The following is a 19,087-nucleotide window of genomic DNA, read 5'->3' as shown; positions in this document are numbered from 1 at the left end:
GCTTATTTACCAATTCCGCAAGCGGTTAATTGTTTATTAAAAATGCGAAACTCCGCACTTCGCAATTTAAGCTTGTACTTTTCTATAAGATGCTTCCAATCCGCGAGGTACTGACATCGGTACTGGTGGTTTGGTGGTAGCCATTCATCCGGCCCCTTGGCTCCTTTAGATTGGTTGGTTCCATCATCGACGGCTATTAAGTTTTCCATATCATTGCCAAAGCTAACTTTAGCCTTTGCCGTCCAATTACCGCCACCATGATCGTATGCCCACTTTAAGGGGACTATGTGGTCAACATCTAACTCGCTACTTCGATTGAAAACCTTTCCTGTATAGGGGTCGAACCAGCGCCCGGTAGACACGTAGCATCCGTCTGGTGAAAGCTTCGCTGTCCCGTGAGCCTGAATTAGAAGAACCTCATGCCTGGTGTTCATGCAGTCGTTGTCAAAATCTGACCATACTCCCCAATCAGAGCGATCATATTCCGCAGCAGTGGCCGATTTTGATAACAGAAAAAGGCTGATAGCTAAGGTGGGCCTAATCATTATGCGTCTCCTTGAACAACGCACCAGATGAATAAAAGGTGCAATGGATAGTAGGCATAGAAAGCCGTTGGCCAGCGAGGTATTTTTATATCTACTTTTGCGAAGAGGTAAATAACGGGTATTGCTAATAAAGACCAAAAGCTGTCATTCACGATATACAGAGAGCCGACAGATATAACCCAGCTAGTTGATGTGGCCATGTTTGGATGTCGGCAAAAAAGCCAGGCGGTTAGAATTACGAAAATTCCAGGCCACCAGTATTCAACAAACGTACCGCCTACGGTCACAACGACTAGACTTAATAAAAAGTAATACCAGGCTTTAAGCACTCTAAACCAAATGACAAGAGCGCATATTGTGAAGAGAAATAAAACGTTTAGAGGAAGTGGGCTACCGCTAAGGCTCCACAATAAAGGCGTAGATAATACGCCCACAGAGGTAGTTTTAAGCACCACCCGCTTGAGCGTATTTTGAATGTTGTTCTTTGGCTGTGCCAAGGCATACGAAAAAGCAAACCCAAACAGCGGTAATGCCAGGCGTCCGGCCTCGGTAAGCCAGGGGATGGTGCCACCGTACACAAAACGGTTTACGTGATCGCAGGTCATTAAAACCAAGCCAAGCCACTTGATAGCCTCGATACTTCCTGTACTCAATAGAGGCGGTTTTAATGCCGCCTCTGATTCCTTTTGTGTCGCTAGTGTCACCGAGCAATTTCCTCTTTTCCGGCCTCTTGGTCCCGCTGTGGCTGATGTATGGCCTTTTGTTGAATAGGTTTCAGCTCTTTACCTGATGCAAGAGTGTCTAACCCTTTGTCACGCACCCCTTGAATAAAGCGCTCTTTCCCTTTTTCATCAAATCGGCCTGCCGTCCGCTCATGGCCAACAAATTGTCTGGCGGCAGCTTCCAGGTTGTACAAAGGCTCTAGTTCAGGATGCTTTTTAATTGCATCCTCTTTAGTTAGCTTTAAATAGCTATCTCTAAGCTCTTCTTTTGCATCCCGCTCTTTAGCTTGCTCTGGTTTTTTATCAGCTAAGTTCGCGGCTGCTAGAGCAGCTTTAGTAGCTGTGACAGTGGTTCGATCTACGACACTCGTGGAATTAGTTTTACCACCAACGGAGTCACTTTCTTTAGAATCTGGCTTAGCATCCTTTTCAACTGAGTTGATTTTCTCTAATCGCTCTTCGAGTTGTTTTTGGTCTTGTTCAGTTGGTTTGTAGCCAGATACCTCAATACCGCGAGATTTAGCTTCCAGCCAGACTTCCCGGCGAAAGTTCTTATCTCCAGTCACTTTTAGTGACTCCCAGTTTTTGGACTCAGCAAGCGAAACCATGCTGTAAGCGATTGATGAAGCGGTGCTTTTTGTGGTCATTTTGTTGCCACGGTCGCGGAATGCTTCTATATCTGGTTTGTCTTTGAAGTAATATCGGCCTTTGTCCTGGTTTCCGTCGATCAAATAGTTTTTATCTAATTCTGGAGGAATGGGCTTTTTGGGCTTGTCTGAAGTTGCCAGCGCTTCAATTTCAGATTCAGTGGCCGCCTTGTTTTCTGTATCTGTTTTAGGCGTATTTTCATCGGTAGCCTTTGTTGGCTGAGTGTTTTCCTCGGCTTTAGTGGTTGTTGGTTCGGTTGGGACTTCTTTTTCCATGTGATGCCTCCTAGTTATTAATTAGCGCAAAAAACTCATCGACAGTATTGTCTATCTCTTCATCGGTAAGTGTTCTTTGTTCTTCCGGTAGTTCGACGCTATCAAAATCAAGGTCGTACTCTCGCGGCTTTAGTCCTCGCATTTCATGCGCTGAAGCCGTTATAGATGGAATTTCAGCAGCGGGCTTTACTAAGGTTCTGAATGTTTCCTGATCTTTACAAGCTTTCGCGGCCTTCAGGTTTTCCGCAGGTACACAACGCTTTAAAAAATTATCATCTTGGAAATAGATGATTTTCTTTGCCATGACCGGACGACAGTTTTCGGAGATTATTATTTCTGATGATTTTCCGATTTCTTTAACCTCCTGAGGAAGCAGAAGGTGTCGCTTAGCTTGAGATTCGTTCTTTGATCCCATCCCCTTTCCAAGCTCTCTAGGCTTACTGATAGACTCGGATTTGGTGGTAATAAACCCAAGCTCATTACTTATTTCTTCGGCATCTTTAGAGGTTTTGGGGGCATAAATAATTCGAGTCGCGTGGTTCTTTACAAAGTTTTCTGCGACTTCAGGGCCATATATCTCTCGCAACTGTTCTGGGCTTTGAATAATTGGGAGCAGTCGAAGATTATAACCAGCCATATAACTGACACCCTTACTTATGGTTGGCATTTTCCCAAATGCCGGGAATTCATCCATAAGTAGTAATACTGAGTGCTTATCAACCCCCTTTTGGGGAAGCTCGCGAGTGTTCAAGTCAACCAACTGCTGGAAGAATAGGTTAATTACAGGTGCCATTCTTTCCAGGTTGTCTGGAGTGATACCCACATAAACCGTCATTCGGCGGCGGCGTAAATCTCGGAGGTCAAAATCATTCTCTGATGTGGCGGCGTCAAGCAGTGGGTTGGCCCATAAATTTAGTGATCCAGCTAACGTCGAAACAACACCTTCGCGCTGCTTTGACGGCATATTGGCAAACTTGCTCAAGGCCATTTGGCAGTTTGGATCTAAGTCATCACTTCTACTTTCTAGTATTTCTTCAAAGTAATCGCTTAGGCTCATTTCGGTGTGGAGTTGGCGATAGACTTCCCCGAGAGTGACAGGAAAACCGGGTGTATCAATAAGGTATAAAACTATCCCTAAAAATAGCTTCCGCGCTTCGCTAGTCCACATAGGATCTGCCCCTTTCGGGGTTGGCATTAAAAACTCAGAAATTTTCTGTATGTCGTCGATACGAAAATTTATATCGTCACTGATGTAGGCCAGAGCGTTCCAGCGGTGTGTTTTATAATCCTTTGGGCTTGGATTGAACAGGTATACCTCTTGCCCCATTTCCCGGCGGTAGCCGCTTGTGATTTCATAGTTTTCTAGTTTAGTGTCGGTGACAACTAAACTGTCGTGCCAGTTTAGGCAGTTGGGAATTACGATACCAACACCCTTCATAGAGCGAGTCGGAGCGCCCATTAGGGCAAACTGCTGCCCCTCCTGGATGATGTATTTACCTTTGAACCTACCAAGAAGAATACCCTTTTTTCCTCGCAAGCATGGGTCGGCTTTCTGAAGGTCAGCCTCTTTTGCCCATTTTGCATCACCGTAGAGACTTAGCTTGTTTGGTTTTAGGAAGATTGCACCAAATAGCACGACCATAGCGCCACCAATTCCAGCGGCCATAGCGGCTTTCTGTTGGACTTCCTTGTAGCTACCATAGGCATTCCAATAATCTAAAGCGATCATTGGGTTTGAATCCGTTGGCAATCCAGTAAGGTGTAGAAACGAAAAAACGGTAATTAAAACAAAACAAGCAAGAGCTGCAAAAATCATTGCCACAGCGAAAATGACTTGTGCTTTTGGGCTGTCCTTATCCACTATGCTTCCTCTACCAATCTTGAGTGATGGTCTTTTTTAGGGGTTCTACGCTTTCCTTTAGGTTCAAAATACAGTTCTGACATATACCGCCTACCAGCGACCTTGTTGAACTGTACAACGACATCAACCACCCTATCTAAGTAGCTGCGAATGTTTTCCTCCGCTAAGTTTCCACCTCCCTGCGTAATCATCATTACAATTTGATCAAATGCACCGGCCACGCTATCGGCGTGTAATGTAGTGATAGATCCTGGGTGGCCACTGTTAATAGCGCGAAGGAAATAGAACGCCTCTTCGCCTCTCAGCTCAGATAACATTATTCTGTCTGGATTAAGACGCAGGCAGGCCTCAAGAAGCTCTTTCGGCGTTACCTGGGCTTTTCCCTGGCCGCCCTTGGAGCAAATTAAATGCAGTTTATCCCGCTGGTGTAAAACAACCTCTTGAACGTCCTCGATGCTGATTATTCTCTCTTCAAGGGAAATCTCTTTAATCAAAGCATTAGTGAAGGTTGTTTTACCTGAAGACGTTCCGCCGCTAACGATAATGTTCTTTTTGTGTTTCACAGCGGCAGCGAGAAAATCACCAATACGGCCAGACTCTTTTAATTGAACCAGATACTCGTCTTCCTCGGTCATGTACTCATTATCGGCTATTCGGACATCTTCAAATGCGCCGGATTCAGAGTAGTCCTTTAACTCTAGGTCGAGAATGGTAGGCTTTCTAATCGAAACCGCGAACATTCCAGAGGCTACCGCTGGAGGCATAACAATCTGGATTCGCTCCCCATCGGGAAGACTGCCCGACAGTATTGGGCAGTCTTCTCCAATTTTTTGATTGGTGTAACTTGCGGTCAGCCTAGCCATTTCTTGCAGGTCGCTTGCGCTAAACTGATCGGTTTCGACGTACTGCTTACCTTCCGGTTTTTCAATAATGTATTGATTCGGACGGTTTATCATTACCTCGTTAACTTCAGGGTCAGATAAAATATCTTGTATGGGGCGTAGATACTTGCGCAGTGGTACAGACATATATCCTCCTATCGTTTCACCCAGTCCCGCGCAAGGCGAAGCACCGGTCCAAAGTCAATATCTCTCGCCACAAAGACTTTGATTCGCTCTCCCTGGTTCTTGTGGCCAGTTGGGCGAATGCGGATGCTCTCTTTAAGCGCAATCTCCGCTGATTCATTGAAGCTATCTGCAATACCCTCTACACGGACATCGCCGTCAGATTCGGTGGCCGCTAAGCTACCAATAATGCTTAACAGTGAACTTGCACCAAATCGCTCAAGAAAGTGTGAATCGATATAAGCGCTATGCCCCGCTCTACCCAAAGCACCGATGCCAGGCGAATCAAGAGCAACATCAACACCGCCAGGCGTTATAACTCGCGTCCAGATAACAAAGATACGGCTTTCGCCATGCTGAATACCGCCCTCGTACTGACCTACCAGCCGTGAGCCCTTTTCAAGCAACCTTTGACGCCCGTCATAACTGTAAACATCTTCAGTGAGAACACAGCGAGTCATACCGGGTAGCTCGGAGTTCATTGCAGTTTCGAGGATGCAGCCAAGAACCTTACCTTGTGCTATAGTGTGCGGCTTATCTTTGATGAAACTAGCAGTAACCGACTCTGTTTCTGAAGCGCTAAGGCGTTCAGCCATAAGGTCTTTATCTCTTCGCCCTGCGCCACTTTTACCCCCTGTGACATTGCTCATAAGCTTGTCAGCCAGGCCGTCATAATCGACACTTCGACCGTTTTGACGCCGCGTACCAGCCTCACCTTGAGCGCTTTTATTGCCGCTACCGCCCCCACCAAATACAACAGGTGGCGCAGATCGTCTTTTCTCCCACATCTGTTCGCGGCGTTTTCTTTCGTTTGCGTCTTCGCGTGATTCCTGTTCAGTTAGTCCGGGTGGCGCGGCTTGGTATCTTTGCTCTGGCACACGGGGCTGTTCGACCTGAAATGTCGGGCGTGTAGTTTGCTGGGGCTCCTTTCTTTCATACCGACGCTCCGAGGGCAACCTAAGCTGGCGATTGGCCGGGTCGAAATCCTCTTCAACCCACGCATCTAGCTTGTCTTTTTTGGCATCTTCATCGTCGCCACTTGCACCTATAATCAAAAGCAGTGAAGCTCCGACCACTAAGACAATCATCACCACCCAAAATGTTACATTTTTGGATTTCCCGGTGTCGTCACCGACACTGGGTATTTCTTCTTGCTCAATGTTGTTATCGTCTCTATCAGCCATGATTACACCTCTGCCGCCTTCATCTTGGTTTCGTCACCACTATTTTTATAGGAGTCGTTAAAGATGCAGGTGGCCCGATCACCGTCACGAAGAATAAACTGCTGTCCTGTGCGCTGGACTACCAGGTACTTGTCGGTCAAATGAAAGTTAACCAGGGCTTCATTGCCGTTTTCGTCAACGAGAAAAACGGCTGGTGTATCCATTTTTTCGGGGAATTGAAAATAAGTAAACTCTCCATCATCAAAGGTTCTAACTGGCACCAGGTGCTTACTTCCGGCGTAGCTGTAATCCATATTCCATTCGTCGGCTGATATTCGACGGTCGCTGATAACCTCAGCAGATTTAACTTTTTTGGTTCGCTCCATTTGTGCCATGCGCTTTTTGAGTTCCTTCTCTGGATACACAAATTTCAACATAAAGGTGCTGCTTTCATCCTGAACGCTTGGCGCTTTCTCTGCGATCAATTCAAAGACATAAGGGCGAACCTCGCCCGTTTCTGAGTCCTCGGTTAGAACATTCATATTGCTGTCAGCCTGCTCAAGCATAGGCTTAATTGAAATGTAATTGTTTACAGGATGAATTTGCCATGCACCTGAATCACCGGCGTCTATGTGAACAATCTTTTCTGTTTCACCCAGCATTATTAGGGACGAGTGATAGTATCTGGCCTGCACTCGGTATACTTGACCTTCCTTATACTCGAACTGTTTAATTCGAGAGTCGAGCCTTCCGGGCCGAGGATCTTCTACGGCACTCGCATTGAAACTGATTAAGCAAATTGCCAAAGCTGCGATTATTTTATTCATGCTCATTCTCCTTGCTCGACTTCTTCGTCGATACGCCATTTAGTAGTTTGGAAGCCGAGGGGATTTTCAAAGCGCTCCGCTTCGGATCTCGGCTCTAATGTGAATTGAAAGCTCATGGTGACAACCCACGGCGAGACTTCGTCTCTCTCGTTAATTGTTTCTATCAAGTCAACGCGGATTGTTGCCGTGTCAGAGTCAAGAAAGCTGATGCTCTTTATTCTTGGCTTAACGGTGTTACTTTCCCCGTATACCTGGAATGGACTTGTGGGTTTTTTGGGGTCAAAGGCATCGTCATAAAGAGCGAAGGCGCGCTTTTCTGACATCATTTTGACTAATTCATACTGTGCTTCTAGGTCTTGTCTGTCATACCCAAGACGAGCCTTTACATACTTAATGATCCAGTATTTAGTAAGGGCTTCTTTCTGAGTAAAGTTGCCATCTGAAAGAGGTTTTTTAACTTGCGTTTCCCCAGTGATCCGGTCTACTTCAATTGTGTATGGAACCACTTCTTTTAGCGGTATTAACATAATCAGCGCCACGACCAGGCCACATGCAATACACCCGAATACAACCGCAACCATCCAGCCTATACGGCGTTCTTTTACGGCTTTGTCATACTTTTCGTCTCCCCAGGACTCTGACTCTCTGTAATAAGGGGAATTGGGGTCTTTTATATCGTTTGGAAGCATTGTCTATCTCCGTGAAATATTTTGTGTAGAAGTGCCACCGCTATTGCCGTTGCTACTTCCTCGGCTTCTCCACTCCACTCGGTTTAGTCTTCGCCCGATAGCTGCAAATGCCCCAAGAGTTCCAAGCTGTGCGCCGCTAGCAAGGCCGGATGCAAGGGATTGCACCTGCGCCAAAACCAACATTCCAATGAAGGAAACAACCACTAAAGGGATAATGTCAGCAAGCGTTTCAATTTCACTGCTAGGTAATGAATCAAGGCTTTTCTCATACATACCCATAAAGAAAATAATTACCAGGTATGTGAGAATCAAAGTGAAGGCAAATTGAAATAGCTGTTGTAGCCAACTACCAAACATATTTTTGGTGGCACTAAACATGAGAAAAACAATAAAAATCGGGCCTAAAGCCAAAGTTATTATTGTTCCGATTTTTGCTATAACAATTAGAGCTAGGGCGTATACACAGTAAGCCAGGCAAGCTAAGACGATCATAGCCCCCAGAATGTACTTCATAAACCAACCATCTGCGTCAAACGCTTCACCAGCTAGGACAAATGATTGAGTCATTAGCTCACCGAGTTTAGAGCTTGTGCTAAGCGGCGTTCCTATGCCCGTCCAATTCAGTATTATTGTGGCAACTTCATCAGGCCCGTCAGTAAACATCTGATAGAAAAAGATATTGAAGAAAGACCATGTTGATATAAGGGCAAGAATAGTGGTTATTAACAAAACCTTCTTACCAAATTCCCGCAATGGATATTCGATCCACCCCATCATCATGGCGAAACCAAAAATGATTACCGAAATAGTGATAAGAGGCCACACGAACGTACTGAATGTCATGGATAAGGCACCATAAACATTCTGCACGAAGAATATTCCGTTGGTGTCAACCATATCTAGCACTACATCTGCCATGTTCGCCCAAGCCATGACTTAACCCCCCTGCCCGTTTCTCAGGGATTCATCTAGCTTTAGTGCTTTTTGGTTGAGGTTCTTAATTTCCTCGGCAATTGAGGCTCGATCATCCCATGACGCATTTCTGGCTTCAGCTCTTAATGCCTCAAGCTTGGCCTGATAGTCGTCAATGATAGTTTCTGCTACCAGGTACAAGTTTTCGTTCTGGAAATCCTGAGCTGCTAGCTCCACTGAGCCGCCACTACTGACCCTTATGGCAGCCCTCTCATACATAGAGAGGCATCTTTCGCTTTCGAACTGTTCAGGCTCTCTACACGAAGACATCACGCTATCGATCACAAACTGCATTGCCATACCGCCATCCTCAACCATCCAGGGTGCCAGCGGATGATTTGCAAGCGACTGTTTTGCAGAGGCAAAATCGAAGTCTTTGGTGGAGGATGTGGCAGGCACCTCCCGGATGTCTCGGATTTGATCTACTTGGGCAGCTTTTCGGTCTGCCTCCATCATTTCTTGAAAGCGTTCTGTTGATTCATTAGTGACCGATTCGGCTATAGAATCGTCACTTTCTGGCTTTTCGGAGCAAGCCGCCCCTAAAGCCGACAGTGTGACCACTGCCAGCATTGATAAAGTTTTCATGGGATAACCTTTAGATAGAGTTTATTTTTACCGGCTTATTGCAAGGAACCGTATCATTGCTAGATCCATAACTCGCGAAGCGGAAAGAGTAGCCAGAATTGTTATAGGCTTGATCGGCGTCACAAGGGGGCGGCGGTGGAGGTGTTGCACAACCCGCCAGCGTGAATAGACCCAACAAACTCATTAAAATAATTTTATAATTCATAATCCCTCCGATTGGATTAGTAGTTGCGAATATCGCGGATATACCGTACCTGGGCTTGCTTTTTATCCTCAGTTTGGACGGCATGTTGATAAAGTTGGTCACGCCCTTGTGTTGCGGTTTGAGCACTTTGAATCCTCAAAAGCTCAGCAAGAACGATCTGGTTCTGTGCCGCAATCCTATTGTTTAGGTCGGCAGCAGCTTTGGCATCGGTCGAGTTCGGAATGTCAGCAATAAGCTGCTCTGACTCTTCGATGATTTCAGTGACACGGGAAAAAGAGTTGTCAGCCACACCAACAGCGGCCATGCCTGATTTCTGGCGAGCTTCCCAGCGTTTTCGATCAGTGTTATGCCAATCGTCAAGCTCTTCATTGGTAAAGACTGCGGCGTTCCCTGGTACAGAGAAGTCTTCTACTGCATTCCATCCTGAGTTTCTTACCGCACCCCAGCCGCCACTACTGTAACGATCATAAAGAGCAAGTACGTCCTGGTAGTCCTCCGGCAACCAGCGGCGGGCTTCTTTATCGTCGAAGCTGTTCAGAAGAAGATCCTTGAAGTAGTCGCCATTCATGTTTTCGAAGGCTTCAACTTGGTTTTCTATCTGGCGTATCTGGTTGTCAATCTGGTTGTACATCTGAACAACCTGCTCGATTTGCTCAATCGCAGTGATTGTCTCTTGTACGATGCTAGCGACATCAATTGTCGGAATACCGGCATTAACTCGCATAGGTAATACAGAGGAAACAAGGAACACAAGCAGTAGCTTCGCTACGATAAATTTGCGCTTCATATCAATTTCTCCTTTCGTGAAAAATGGGTAGCCAATCAGCGGGATCGTCGCCAACTTCGGCGCGAATACGGTTCATCAAATCCACATTGGCGGTAGTACCCGACAAAACAGCAATTTCATCATCCATATTGGCAAGATCCAGCTCCGCCACTACAGATTTCTTGCCTTGTTTAATGATGAACCGACGACTTTCAATAGGGGTGCTTTTGATTAGATCAAACTCCCTATCTGTCAGCCCAAACCCTTCAACATAATCCTTTCTTTGAGCATCTGGATTGGGTAGGAATATCTTTGTTGGACTTTGGCTTAGGATTGTTGAGCCAACAGCAGAAGTAAGAACATCTGCGGGCTCCTGGGTGCCAAAAACCGTAAAGCCATTCTGTTTGCGTAAGACCTTCAACCAATCTTTATATCGAGCGCCAAAGTATTCATCGTCCAGAAGCTTCCAGCCTTCATCTAGGGTGATACCTAGACGCGACCCGTCGATAATCCCGTTAATGCGATGAAACAGATACATAAGTAATGGCGTTCTGATGGTCGCATCGTCTAGGAAGTCAGTTACATCAAACCCCATTAGGCGAGCATCAAGCTCAAGCGAGTCCTCTTCGTTATCGAACACCCAGCCGCGATCACCGTTTTCAAGCCAACCCTTCAGACGGGCTTTAATATCGTTCTCGCCGCTGTACTGGAAGAAGTCGTAAATGTTTGATAGACGCCGGTCGCGTTTATCCAGCTTGTAATTACCGTTTACGGCCGTGGCGAACTGCTCCAAGTCTTCAGCCGTATGGGGTCGGCTTGGATCTTCAGCGAGCTTGGCAAGCCAATCACGTAAAAACTTACGGTTGCGCTCTGTGTCGGGGAGTTGCAAAGGATTGAATCCAGTAGGAACGCCAGCCTCAATGGGTGAGTAGGTGCCACCTTGAGCCCTAATAAATATTTCTGCCCCTCGGTCTTTATCAAAGAAAATTTGCCGAGGATTCAATTTTTCAAGCATGGCCATGAGAAACAACATTAAAACAGTTTTACCGGCACCAGATGGGCCGATTACAGTGGTGTTTCCCAGGTCTTTAGGGTAGTGAAAATTAAAGTAATACGGCGTACCGGAAACTGTCTTTAAAAGAGCCACCGCTGGCCCCCAATGATTGCCTTTTAGGCTACCTTGTGGGTAGTTATGTAGGCTAACCAGCGAGGAAAAGTTGGTGCTGGTGATGGGAGCTTTACGAGCAATGTAGCTGTTATTGGCTGGGATTTGCGCCCAAAAAGCAGCTTCCAGACCAAGATACTCACGCGCCGTTAGAACGCCGCACTCTGATAGCTCTGCTTCGCACAGCGCTAGATCATCTGCCAGTGTTTTTACGTTGTTGGACAGGGCCGTCAATGTAAAGTGGTGATCCCCCATGCAGAATTTGTTTGCGGTAAGGTCAGACAAAGCATCATCCAGATCATTGATTTGGGCTTCTGCCAAGTCGCCAGCGTTTTTCATTCTGCTTTGGTGTTGTGATAGCAAATGTATGGCGGCGCTCTTACTCTTAAAAGTAAACGACTGAGTAAGAACAAACTCGACGGGTAGAGTCAGCAGGCCGTCAATCATCCCTGGAGCGGTTTTCTCGTGATATTCCTTAATTGATATGGTGCCGCCTACACGGGAACGGTTGGTACTCTCCACAACAAATAGCTCTTTTTTGAAGTGAATCCGGCTGGCCAGTACAGTTTTCCCTGCGTTGGTGTACCCCATTGGTATATGCCGCCAAAATCCATTGACAAGAAACCCAATGAACTCAAGAGGTTCAGAGTATGGGATTAACGCACCTTCTTTTAATAGCTTGCGCTCTTTTGACTCTGTGATTCTCAGTGTTGAATCGGTAACAGACGCGGCATCGTCTGTCTTTACAATCTGGGCGCGGATGCCACGAAGATCCCTGCTGTACACAGAAAGCAAACGAGCATTGTAAGGCCCCAACCCCTTGAGTATCTTGCGGCTCGACTCATTGAGTGCGCCGACCTGCTTTGCTTGCGCTAACCGTATAGACTCGTTGTTGCTCTTACTGAGTAGGCTTTTTAATACCTCAGAAAAACCAGCCACCTTATCGGTGGAACCCTGACGAACGACACAAATATATAGGTCGTTGACATACATTTCGGTATTTTTAAGCGATTCCCGATACTTTTTATTTAGCTGTTTAGAAAACCCATCCTTGAATTGTCCAGCCGGGTACTCGCTCTTTTTGTGGCGAACAATATGCGTCCAGACGCTTACGCGACTGTCGGCAATCGAGCGCCAAAGAAAGTTACGGGAATTTTTCCATTGATTTAGCGCCGCCGTGTCAGATGTTTCGTGAGGTACACCCTCAACTTTAATAATCTGAATCAGCTTGCCATCCTTGGTGCGCAACGTGTTCGGATCAACATGACTGGTAATAGGTATGTGGGCTTCGCCGCCCGCCTCCATTGCCAGCTTGTTTCCGTGTTTTGTAGCTTGTACACCCATTTCATACTCCTGTGGGGCGTACTACTTACAGCCTAATGCTTAGTGTGGCGTGTAAGTAGATCCCTTCCAAAAAACCCTGTTTCTGCACTTCGCCATTGTTTGGAGCCAGATAAAAAATATGCCGATTAAACGGGGCTCATTCATACAAATGAGATAACCGAGCACATGACCGGGCACCACTATGGCGATGTAGAAAGGGTTTCCTACCCCAAGAAAAAACATTGCACCAAATAAGAGGTTTACTACACAAAATTCGTAAGTAACCCCCCAGACCATTGCGGGGCGCGTGGCCCCCGCAAAAAGGATGTCATTTTCTAACGCGACTTCCTTGGATTCTTTGGACATGGTTGATTACACCGCGCCAATGAATACATCGACGATAGACGCCGCGCCGAAAATCAAAACGATGCCAGCAATGAAGCGGCCACCCCAAGCCCAGGTCAGCTTGCCAGCCCAGGCCGCTAGGCCGAGTGCAATACAGGCAATAATGGCAATAGAGCGTGTGAAGCCGTTTGTCAGCAGGTCAATGATTTCGTCGGCCATATCGTCCCAAGGGGCGGCATGGGCAAAGGTAGGGCTACATGCAATGAGGGTAACTAGGATCAGTCGTACAACTCGCTCTGCGGTTTCTACATTGAACCACTGAGCATTTTGGATTCCTTTTTGTTTCGCCTTTTCAAACATTTTCGTCTTCCTCTAAAGAGTGTTTAACGGTGCTTTATAAGCCCCAGCACTAAATCGCTGAGGTCTGGACAAAGGTCGTTTAAGAACTCGACCATGTAATTCAACTGTTTAAACTGCCTTGGTTTGTTTAATGATGTGACTAATAGTGCGTTTTCCTCACCTCCTTTTAATTTGAACTCAAGTTCCCATTTCGGTTTGTTTGGATCGCCGGTTCGTACTGCATAAACCTTGGCAATCATGTTTGTTTTCGCGTAGGTGCGTAGCTCGCGTTCGTAAATAACCATTCTTTTACCGTGCTCTGTGTTTAAAAAGGCGAGCTGCTTTGTATCAGAACCGGTCTTATCCCTGCTAGTTACTGTCATTATCAAAAACGTAATATCCTGTTATTGCTTTTTCTTTATGCCAATACTGACATTTAAAAACAACAATATCAACATTTAATAATGCCATTATTAAAATTTAATAAGTATTGTGTCAATTTTGTAATGGTGTAGAATTGCCTGGACTTTGAGGCACAGAAAGTCCGCACCGCTAGGGCGGTATTGGGGGGCGAGTCGAAGGGAGTACGGCGGATTCATCCCTGTAGTCTTGCATCTGTCCTTGTCCTAGATATTCGTTTTTGTTTGAACGAGCCGAATATTAACAACCAAATTGGAGGGTTGAAATGAAGAAAATTGCGCTACTTATAACTTTTTGCGCCAGTGTGACTGTAGTCACAGAGTCAGCGTTGTCAGACAACACGCGCCCTTTGCACTATGATGATGCATACGCCAATAACGATAATGAGAGCTATTCTGACGATGCTTACACCTCTTCGGATCGGCCAACGGAGTACCCGGAGAACGGGGGGCGGGATGATTACGACACGGACGGAATGGAGGACGAAGTTACTGGCGGCTGTCCTATGTCCAGGGAAGAAAAGATTGTGTGTAAGCAGATCATGTGCGATCCGCTAGGTTTAATGGAAGATGAATCTCGCTCGGAATGTGAAAGCCATGCTATTACCTACGCCACCTACATTGCATCAATTCCCCCTTGGGATGATCCTGCTAAATGCTATGAAAGAAATCAGGCTTGTGAGCGTATCGGTGTTGTCACCAATGCTCTGTTTAACCCTACTATTTGCGATTCTGCGGGTGGTGGGCCGATGGGTGATGTCTGTGAAGATAATTTTGAATAATCATTGATACCCAGGGTTCGCCCTTCGGGGCGCGCCCTACTCCACTTCGCTTTGCTCCGCTCCGCTGAACCACTCCGCTTCGCTTCGGTTTCATCCCATCCGGGTAACGGTCGCTCTCACTTGCGCGATCCTCGCGCCTTTACCGGCAAGCCTGCCGGTTGCTGTGACAAACTCTCTCGCCGGTGCTGCGCACCTCTGTCGAGATTGCCCCTGGCAACTCAGTCAAAGAGCGTGAAAGCTCCGCTATCACGCCTGGCAATGCACCAGTGCTAAGGCACTGGTAAACCGCCCCAGCTCGCCCAGGTGCCGCCGTGGGTGCTCTCTCGCCTTACTGTGAACCCTATGCCCTTCGTTCCCCGGATAAAGGACTACTCGCTGCGCTGCGTTCCTCCTTGATCCGGTGCCCTTCAGGTCATGGCCGGGCGTCACAGGCGAGAGAAGCTACCCACTAAACGACCGGCACCAGGTCGGCTTTTATGGGGCTCTAAGGCGTCGATAAATCGACAGTTGTTTGTGACGCTTTCGGGCTTTCCTCCCTCGCGCTGGCTCTCCCTCCACAGACTCAAAAAGCTGCCCCGGTTGGCGTTGAAACGCCAGAGAAATCTTAAATCAGTTGGTCATGGTCGCGGCTTTTAATATAGCCAAATAATACTATATTGTCCTGTATAGTATAGCCGCTAGCGGCTATAATGAGTATAACGAAATCGGGGAAAGAACAGGAGTTTGAGGTTATGGGGTTAAGTGGAACCTATGTGGTGAAGGTCAATCATGTAAGCCAGCAAGGCGGCAATGACATCGAGAATTACACCACAAGAGCGAATGGAACACCGGCATCAATACGCGAGTATTTTTTTCAGGACGGTGGGCTAATAAATGTTGGTGACGGTGCGGGCGGTGATCGTGTTCGCATGATTGAAAGTGTTGAAGTTTTAAAAAAGCTGGAGGTTTAGTCGTGGGAATTGTTGCTTTAGAGGTGAAACCGTATCGCGGAAAATTTGCCATTTTTGCCTGTAAAAGTCGTTTGGCCTCTGGCTTTAAAAGTGCTGATCTTGCGCAGCAAGAATTGCAGGACAATCGCAGTCTTTATGAATTTTGGGCCGGTTCTGCTGGCACAAGTGTTGAAAATACCCCGGCGAAAGTCGTTAAGGTCTAGGAGGTTTTATGCAGGTTAATAGCATTACTCAAAATCAAACATCTAAGCGCTTTGCGTTGGTCGTTTTTTCTAATCCTGGTATTCGCTCTCGCGTGACAGTCGAGGCGCTGCAAACCAAGGGATACAAAGTGCGTGACAGTCGCCGCTTTAAAGATTCAAAAGATGTTTTCTTTCATGGCCACAGGGTGGCCACGCTGAAACCACTAGCTTAACGAGAGGGTATACCTGATGGGTGGCTTTATCTTTATGTTGGTTATTAAGTTGTTAGAATGGGCCGCTGTCGCTGCGGCCGTTCTAACCTATGTTGAGATTGGCCCTGGCGGTGAGTCGGTAGGAGCTATTGTAGACGCCTTCCATAATGTGATGATGCAGGTCGATTGGTCGGCGCTTGGTGCTGAAATCATCGAGGCGACAAAAACCTTTGTTGCCGCTCTTATGGATTCCACTCAAGAGGCAGAACAAATTCCAGTTGAAACCGTAGAGGCTGAATAGGCATGGCGGGCAAGATTGATAGGACGTTAATCGCAGTACGGCGGCAGCTTGAGGCAATGAATGCACCGCTCTATGAGGTCGGTCTTTATGATCGAGCGAATGACCGTATGTTGCCCAGGACTTGGACAGCAGAGCAGGTGTTAAAGTCTATCTCTTGGCTGAAGTCTATGAATATTAAAGGCAATGATATTTTTATTCGGCCAGCGGGCAGCATGGGTTTAGTTTTCTTTGATGATGTGGGCCAAGGGACCGTTGATCGGATGAAAAAAGCGGGGCTCGCGCCCGCTGTACTGATTGAATCTAGTCCTTCGAATTATCACGGCTGGTTACGTGTTTCAGACTCCCCTATTGATGAAGCTTTAGCGACTGCGGCCTGTAAGGTGGTAGCGGCTGATTATGGCGGTGATGTAGATAGTGCGGACTGGCGACACTTTGGCCGTCTGGCCGGTTTCACTACCAGAAAACCGGAGCACGTACAGCCGGACGGAAAGCGCCCTTTTGTGCTGCTTAGCGAATCCTCCAGGGGGTTAGCCTTGGGTTCTATTCGCTTGCTTGATTCGGCTGCGGTGGAGCTGGATAAACGCCGTCGAGAGGCTGAGGAACGCCGAAAGGCGGCGGCAAACAGATCCCCGAATACTTCTGGTGTTCCTGCTGCTGACATCTATCAGGCGTCATTACAGCGCCTTTCAGAGCGCTATGGCTCAAGCATGGATTGTTCGCGAGTAGATTGGATGATTGTAAACGACTTGATAAGTCGCGGTTACTCTCGTGACGCTATTGAAGCAGCCATGTTTGAATTTAGTCCGGCGCTAGCGAGCCGTAAAAGCCATGAAAACAATTATATTCAGACAACGTTAGATAAGGCGTTTGGCGTTTAATTTACGCCCCTTCAGCAAGATCCCCAAAATCTAATTCTTTTTGTTTTTTCTTTTGAAATCGGAACACCAGAGACGTTATTTTTCGCCCCGCTTTTTTGTGAACGTCCCAATCTACTTGAAAATCTGAATTTTTATTTATGTCCTTCATTGAAGGGTTGATTACCCATTTCCTTAAATCAGAGAAAAGCTTGTATTTACCGTCTAACTCTAAAACGTCCCGTAGGTCTTCTACGGTAATGTATAGGGTGCCGGTGCTTTTCCAGGACATCATTTGTTCGTAAAGCCTTATTGAGTGGACGGTTCGCAGCTTTGCAGCCGCCATTAACTTATAGCTTGTAAAGCCGTCCTCTTCGAGCATGGCGAAAGCTAGGTACTTTCTAAGCCCTTTCGGTATCTCTAGGGTTACTCGACCCTCACCGGGGATATAGCGCGCCCAGGCAACCCAACGGCCAGACTCAAAGGTTTTCTTGCCATTTACGTCCGGGCCGGTGCGAAAAGTAAGTTTCCGATCTTCGAGCTGGGTTGCTGCACTTTCAATTTCGCCGTAGGAGTGCTTTATTTCCTTACTGAAAACACTCGCCCATTCATTGGCGTGTACAGAGATTTCCCAATCTTGCTCCCACTTCTTGGGGTTCACTTTCGTGAGTGCCAACATGAGCAAGCGCTTTTCGTTAAGCGACAGATCATAGGCGGCACGAATCAGGTGATTACTTTGAGAAACACTGTGATTTTCTTTTTTGGTTTGCAGCATAGAGCCCATTTTTCTATCCCTGTTACTATGAGAGCTGAATAAGTATTTTCCATGTTACGCTTATGTGGAGAGCCTATCAATAGCTATTCCACAATAGGGGTGTAGATTCTAAAAGAAATTTAGGTGTTATGATTAAGAATAAAACTGAAATATTAGGGTAGAGCAGTATCGAGACTTGGAGAAATTTTGCCTATGAGGGCAAGACATATGATTTGGGGCATTTGAGGGCTTTTGACTGTACTTTCACGCAAGAGGCTAAAGGAAGCGCACCTGAACGAGAATATGCTTTTGTAGTTGAGTTTTCATCGCATTGCTTTACACGGGGGCCAAACAAACACCGGGGGGAGACTCTGAATGATGTTGATAGAGCCCTTCACTATAAGGATTCCCGGGACACGCGAATATTTTGCTTTCAGAGATATAAACTTTCACATCGGTTGCCTGATATTGCTAGAGAAATAACATATAAATCTTGTTACCACACAGGCAAGGGAAACTTTTTTGTTGTTGAGCTTGTAAATGACAACGATGAAAAGCAGGAATACGAAGTTTATTTTAAAGTGTCGAGGGCGAGCAAAGGTAAGCTTAGGTTATATATTGAAAGTGCGTATATAAGAGATTCACAGCACGGATCATCGCAGCCAATAAGGAAAAAGATTAAATTTTTCGTTATCGCTTTTAATGTTAAGTCAGGAAAACCAATTAAGCCCCCTAAATAAAAAAGCCCCGCCGTTTAAGGCAGGGCTTTTGGTACTCCCCCATTATAATAATAAGGGGTATATCTAACTGGGCTCGCTTTATAACCGCTCTTGGGCGGGTAGCCATTTGGCCGGAGGAACGCATACCAGAGGTATCCCGTTCATACGTTCAGTGGATTCACCTTAATACTTATTGTCCTGGAGGTCAATAGTGTTTGTTTGTGGAATTCTCCACTTCAAACCCTTTCCTGAGTTATACCGGAAACTCTCCACATTAAGTGCCTGGCGGGTAAATACCGGAAATTCTCCACATTAAGCCCCTGGTGGCTGCATACCGGAAATTCTCCACATTAAGCGCCCTGGTGGTGAATACCGGAAAGTCTCCACATTAGGTGCCCTGGCGGCTGCATACCGGAAATT

The 19,087-nt window shown here is 46.5% G+C and carries 22 protein-coding genes; 6 read left to right on the top strand and 16 right to left on the bottom strand.

Going from position 1 to position 19,087, the window contains the following annotated elements:
- Positions 1-2: 2 nt before the first annotated feature.
- The 15 genes from D568_RS20715 to D568_RS0118080 form a co-directional block, all read right to left on the bottom strand.
- Positions 3-545, bottom strand: a complete 543-nt coding sequence (locus tag D568_RS20715; RefSeq protein WP_020211035.1) for an HNH endonuclease family protein — start codon at positions 543-545, stop codon at positions 3-5.
- Positions 545-1,249 (bottom strand): TraX family protein, encoded by a 705-nt coding sequence (locus D568_RS0118145; RefSeq protein WP_020211034.1) that lies wholly within the window; start codon positions 1,247-1,249, stop codon positions 545-547. Before D568_RS0118145 ends, D568_RS20715 begins: the two co-directional genes overlap by 1 nt.
- Positions 1,246-2,190: an LPD7 domain-containing protein gene (locus D568_RS0118140; protein WP_020211033.1), complete on the bottom strand. Its 945-nt coding sequence runs from the start codon at positions 2,188-2,190 to the stop codon at positions 1,246-1,248. The genes D568_RS0118145 and D568_RS0118140 overlap by 4 nt, the downstream gene beginning before the upstream one ends.
- Positions 2,191-2,200: 10 nt before the next feature.
- Positions 2,201-4,051, bottom strand: a complete 1,851-nt coding sequence (locus tag D568_RS0118135; protein WP_020211032.1) for a type IV secretory system conjugative DNA transfer family protein — start codon at positions 4,049-4,051, stop codon at positions 2,201-2,203.
- Positions 4,051-5,079 carry a P-type DNA transfer ATPase VirB11 gene (virB11, locus tag D568_RS20710; RefSeq protein ID WP_020211031.1) on the bottom strand — a complete coding sequence of 343 codons (1,029 nt, stop codon included), beginning with the start codon at positions 5,077-5,079 and terminating at the stop codon, positions 4,051-4,053. The genes D568_RS0118135 and virB11 overlap by 1 nt, the downstream gene beginning before the upstream one ends.
- Before the next feature lie 8 nt (positions 5,080-5,087).
- A complete protein-coding gene (gene virB10 / locus D568_RS21300; protein ID WP_020211030.1) occupies positions 5,088-6,299 on the bottom strand; it encodes a type IV secretion system protein VirB10 in 1,212 nt (403 codons plus the stop codon).
- 2 nt (positions 6,300-6,301) lie between these two features.
- The gene (virB9, locus tag D568_RS0118120; protein ID WP_020211029.1) at positions 6,302-7,105 is read right to left on the bottom strand and encodes a P-type conjugative transfer protein VirB9; all 804 of its coding nucleotides are present in this window, start codon (positions 7,103-7,105) and stop codon (positions 6,302-6,304) included.
- A 2-nt stretch (positions 7,106-7,107) separates the two neighbouring features.
- Entirely contained in the window at positions 7,108-7,794 is a 687-nt protein-coding gene (locus D568_RS20700) for a VirB8 family type IV secretion system protein (RefSeq protein WP_020211028.1), read from the bottom strand.
- A gap of 3 nt (positions 7,795-7,797) precedes the next feature.
- Positions 7,798-8,727 (bottom strand): TrbL/VirB6 family protein, encoded by a 930-nt coding sequence (locus D568_RS0118110; RefSeq protein WP_020211027.1) that lies wholly within the window; start codon positions 8,725-8,727, stop codon positions 7,798-7,800.
- Positions 8,728-8,730: 3 nt separating this feature from the next.
- Complete coding sequence (locus D568_RS0118105; protein ID WP_020211026.1) at positions 8,731-9,351, bottom strand: hypothetical protein; 621 nt, start codon at positions 9,349-9,351, stop codon at positions 8,731-8,733.
- A gap of 221 nt (positions 9,352-9,572) precedes the next feature.
- Entirely contained in the window at positions 9,573-10,343 is a 771-nt protein-coding gene (locus tag D568_RS0118100) for a type IV secretion system protein (protein ID WP_020211025.1), read from the bottom strand.
- Between the two features lies 1 nt (position 10,344).
- On the bottom strand, positions 10,345-12,831 hold the full coding sequence (locus D568_RS20695) for a VirB4 family type IV secretion/conjugal transfer ATPase (RefSeq protein ID WP_020211024.1): 2,487 nt from the start codon (positions 12,829-12,831) through the stop codon (positions 10,345-10,347).
- A 39-nt stretch (positions 12,832-12,870) separates the two neighbouring features.
- Positions 12,871-13,176 (bottom strand): VirB3 family type IV secretion system protein, encoded by a 306-nt coding sequence (locus tag D568_RS0118090; protein ID WP_020211023.1) that lies wholly within the window; start codon positions 13,174-13,176, stop codon positions 12,871-12,873.
- Between the two features lie 6 nt (positions 13,177-13,182).
- The gene (locus D568_RS21600) at positions 13,183-13,515 is read right to left on the bottom strand and encodes a TrbC/VirB2 family protein (protein WP_020211022.1); all 333 of its coding nucleotides are present in this window, start codon (positions 13,513-13,515) and stop codon (positions 13,183-13,185) included.
- 23 nt (positions 13,516-13,538) lie between these two features.
- Complete coding sequence (locus tag D568_RS0118080) at positions 13,539-13,877, bottom strand: hypothetical protein (protein ID WP_020211021.1); 339 nt, start codon at positions 13,875-13,877, stop codon at positions 13,539-13,541.
- Positions 13,878-14,218: 341 nt separating this feature from the next.
- Here D568_RS0118080 and D568_RS0118075 point away from each other — a divergent pair, with 341 nt between their 5' ends.
- The 6 genes from D568_RS0118075 to D568_RS20690 all read left to right on the top strand — a co-directional run bounded on the left by D568_RS0118075 (position 14,219) and on the right by D568_RS20690 (position 17,218).
- Positions 14,219-14,695 (top strand): hypothetical protein, encoded by a 477-nt coding sequence (locus D568_RS0118075; RefSeq protein ID WP_157497999.1) that lies wholly within the window; start codon positions 14,219-14,221, stop codon positions 14,693-14,695.
- A gap of 689 nt (positions 14,696-15,384) precedes the next feature.
- Positions 15,385-15,645, top strand: coding sequence for a hypothetical protein (locus D568_RS0118070; RefSeq protein ID WP_020211019.1), 261 nt, complete (start codon positions 15,385-15,387; stop codon positions 15,643-15,645).
- A 2-nt stretch (positions 15,646-15,647) separates the two neighbouring features.
- Positions 15,648-15,848, top strand: a complete 201-nt coding sequence (locus D568_RS0118065; protein WP_020211018.1) for a hypothetical protein — start codon at positions 15,648-15,650, stop codon at positions 15,846-15,848.
- 8 nt (positions 15,849-15,856) lie between these two features.
- Positions 15,857-16,060, top strand: a complete 204-nt coding sequence (locus tag D568_RS0118060) for a hypothetical protein (protein WP_020211017.1) — start codon at positions 15,857-15,859, stop codon at positions 16,058-16,060.
- Positions 16,061-16,076: 16 nt separating this feature from the next.
- Positions 16,077-16,340, top strand: a complete 264-nt coding sequence (locus D568_RS0118055) for a hypothetical protein (protein WP_020211016.1) — start codon at positions 16,077-16,079, stop codon at positions 16,338-16,340.
- A 2-nt stretch (positions 16,341-16,342) separates the two neighbouring features.
- Positions 16,343-17,218, top strand: a complete 876-nt coding sequence (locus tag D568_RS20690) for a DNA-primase RepB domain-containing protein (RefSeq protein WP_051084102.1) — start codon at positions 16,343-16,345, stop codon at positions 17,216-17,218.
- A gap of 1 nt (position 17,219) precedes the next feature.
- Here D568_RS20690 and D568_RS0118045 read toward each other — a convergent pair whose 3' ends face one another.
- Positions 17,220-17,969 (bottom strand): replication initiation protein, encoded by a 750-nt coding sequence (locus tag D568_RS0118045; protein ID WP_169334815.1) that lies wholly within the window; start codon positions 17,967-17,969, stop codon positions 17,220-17,222.
- Between the last annotated feature and the right edge of the window lie 1,118 nt (positions 17,970-19,087).

It is taken from the genome of Gilvimarinus chinensis DSM 19667, assembly GCF_000377745.1.
GTDB lineage: Bacteria > Pseudomonadota > Gammaproteobacteria > Pseudomonadales > Cellvibrionaceae > Gilvimarinus > Gilvimarinus chinensis.
This window is presented reverse-complemented; position numbering and strand designations above follow the sequence as displayed.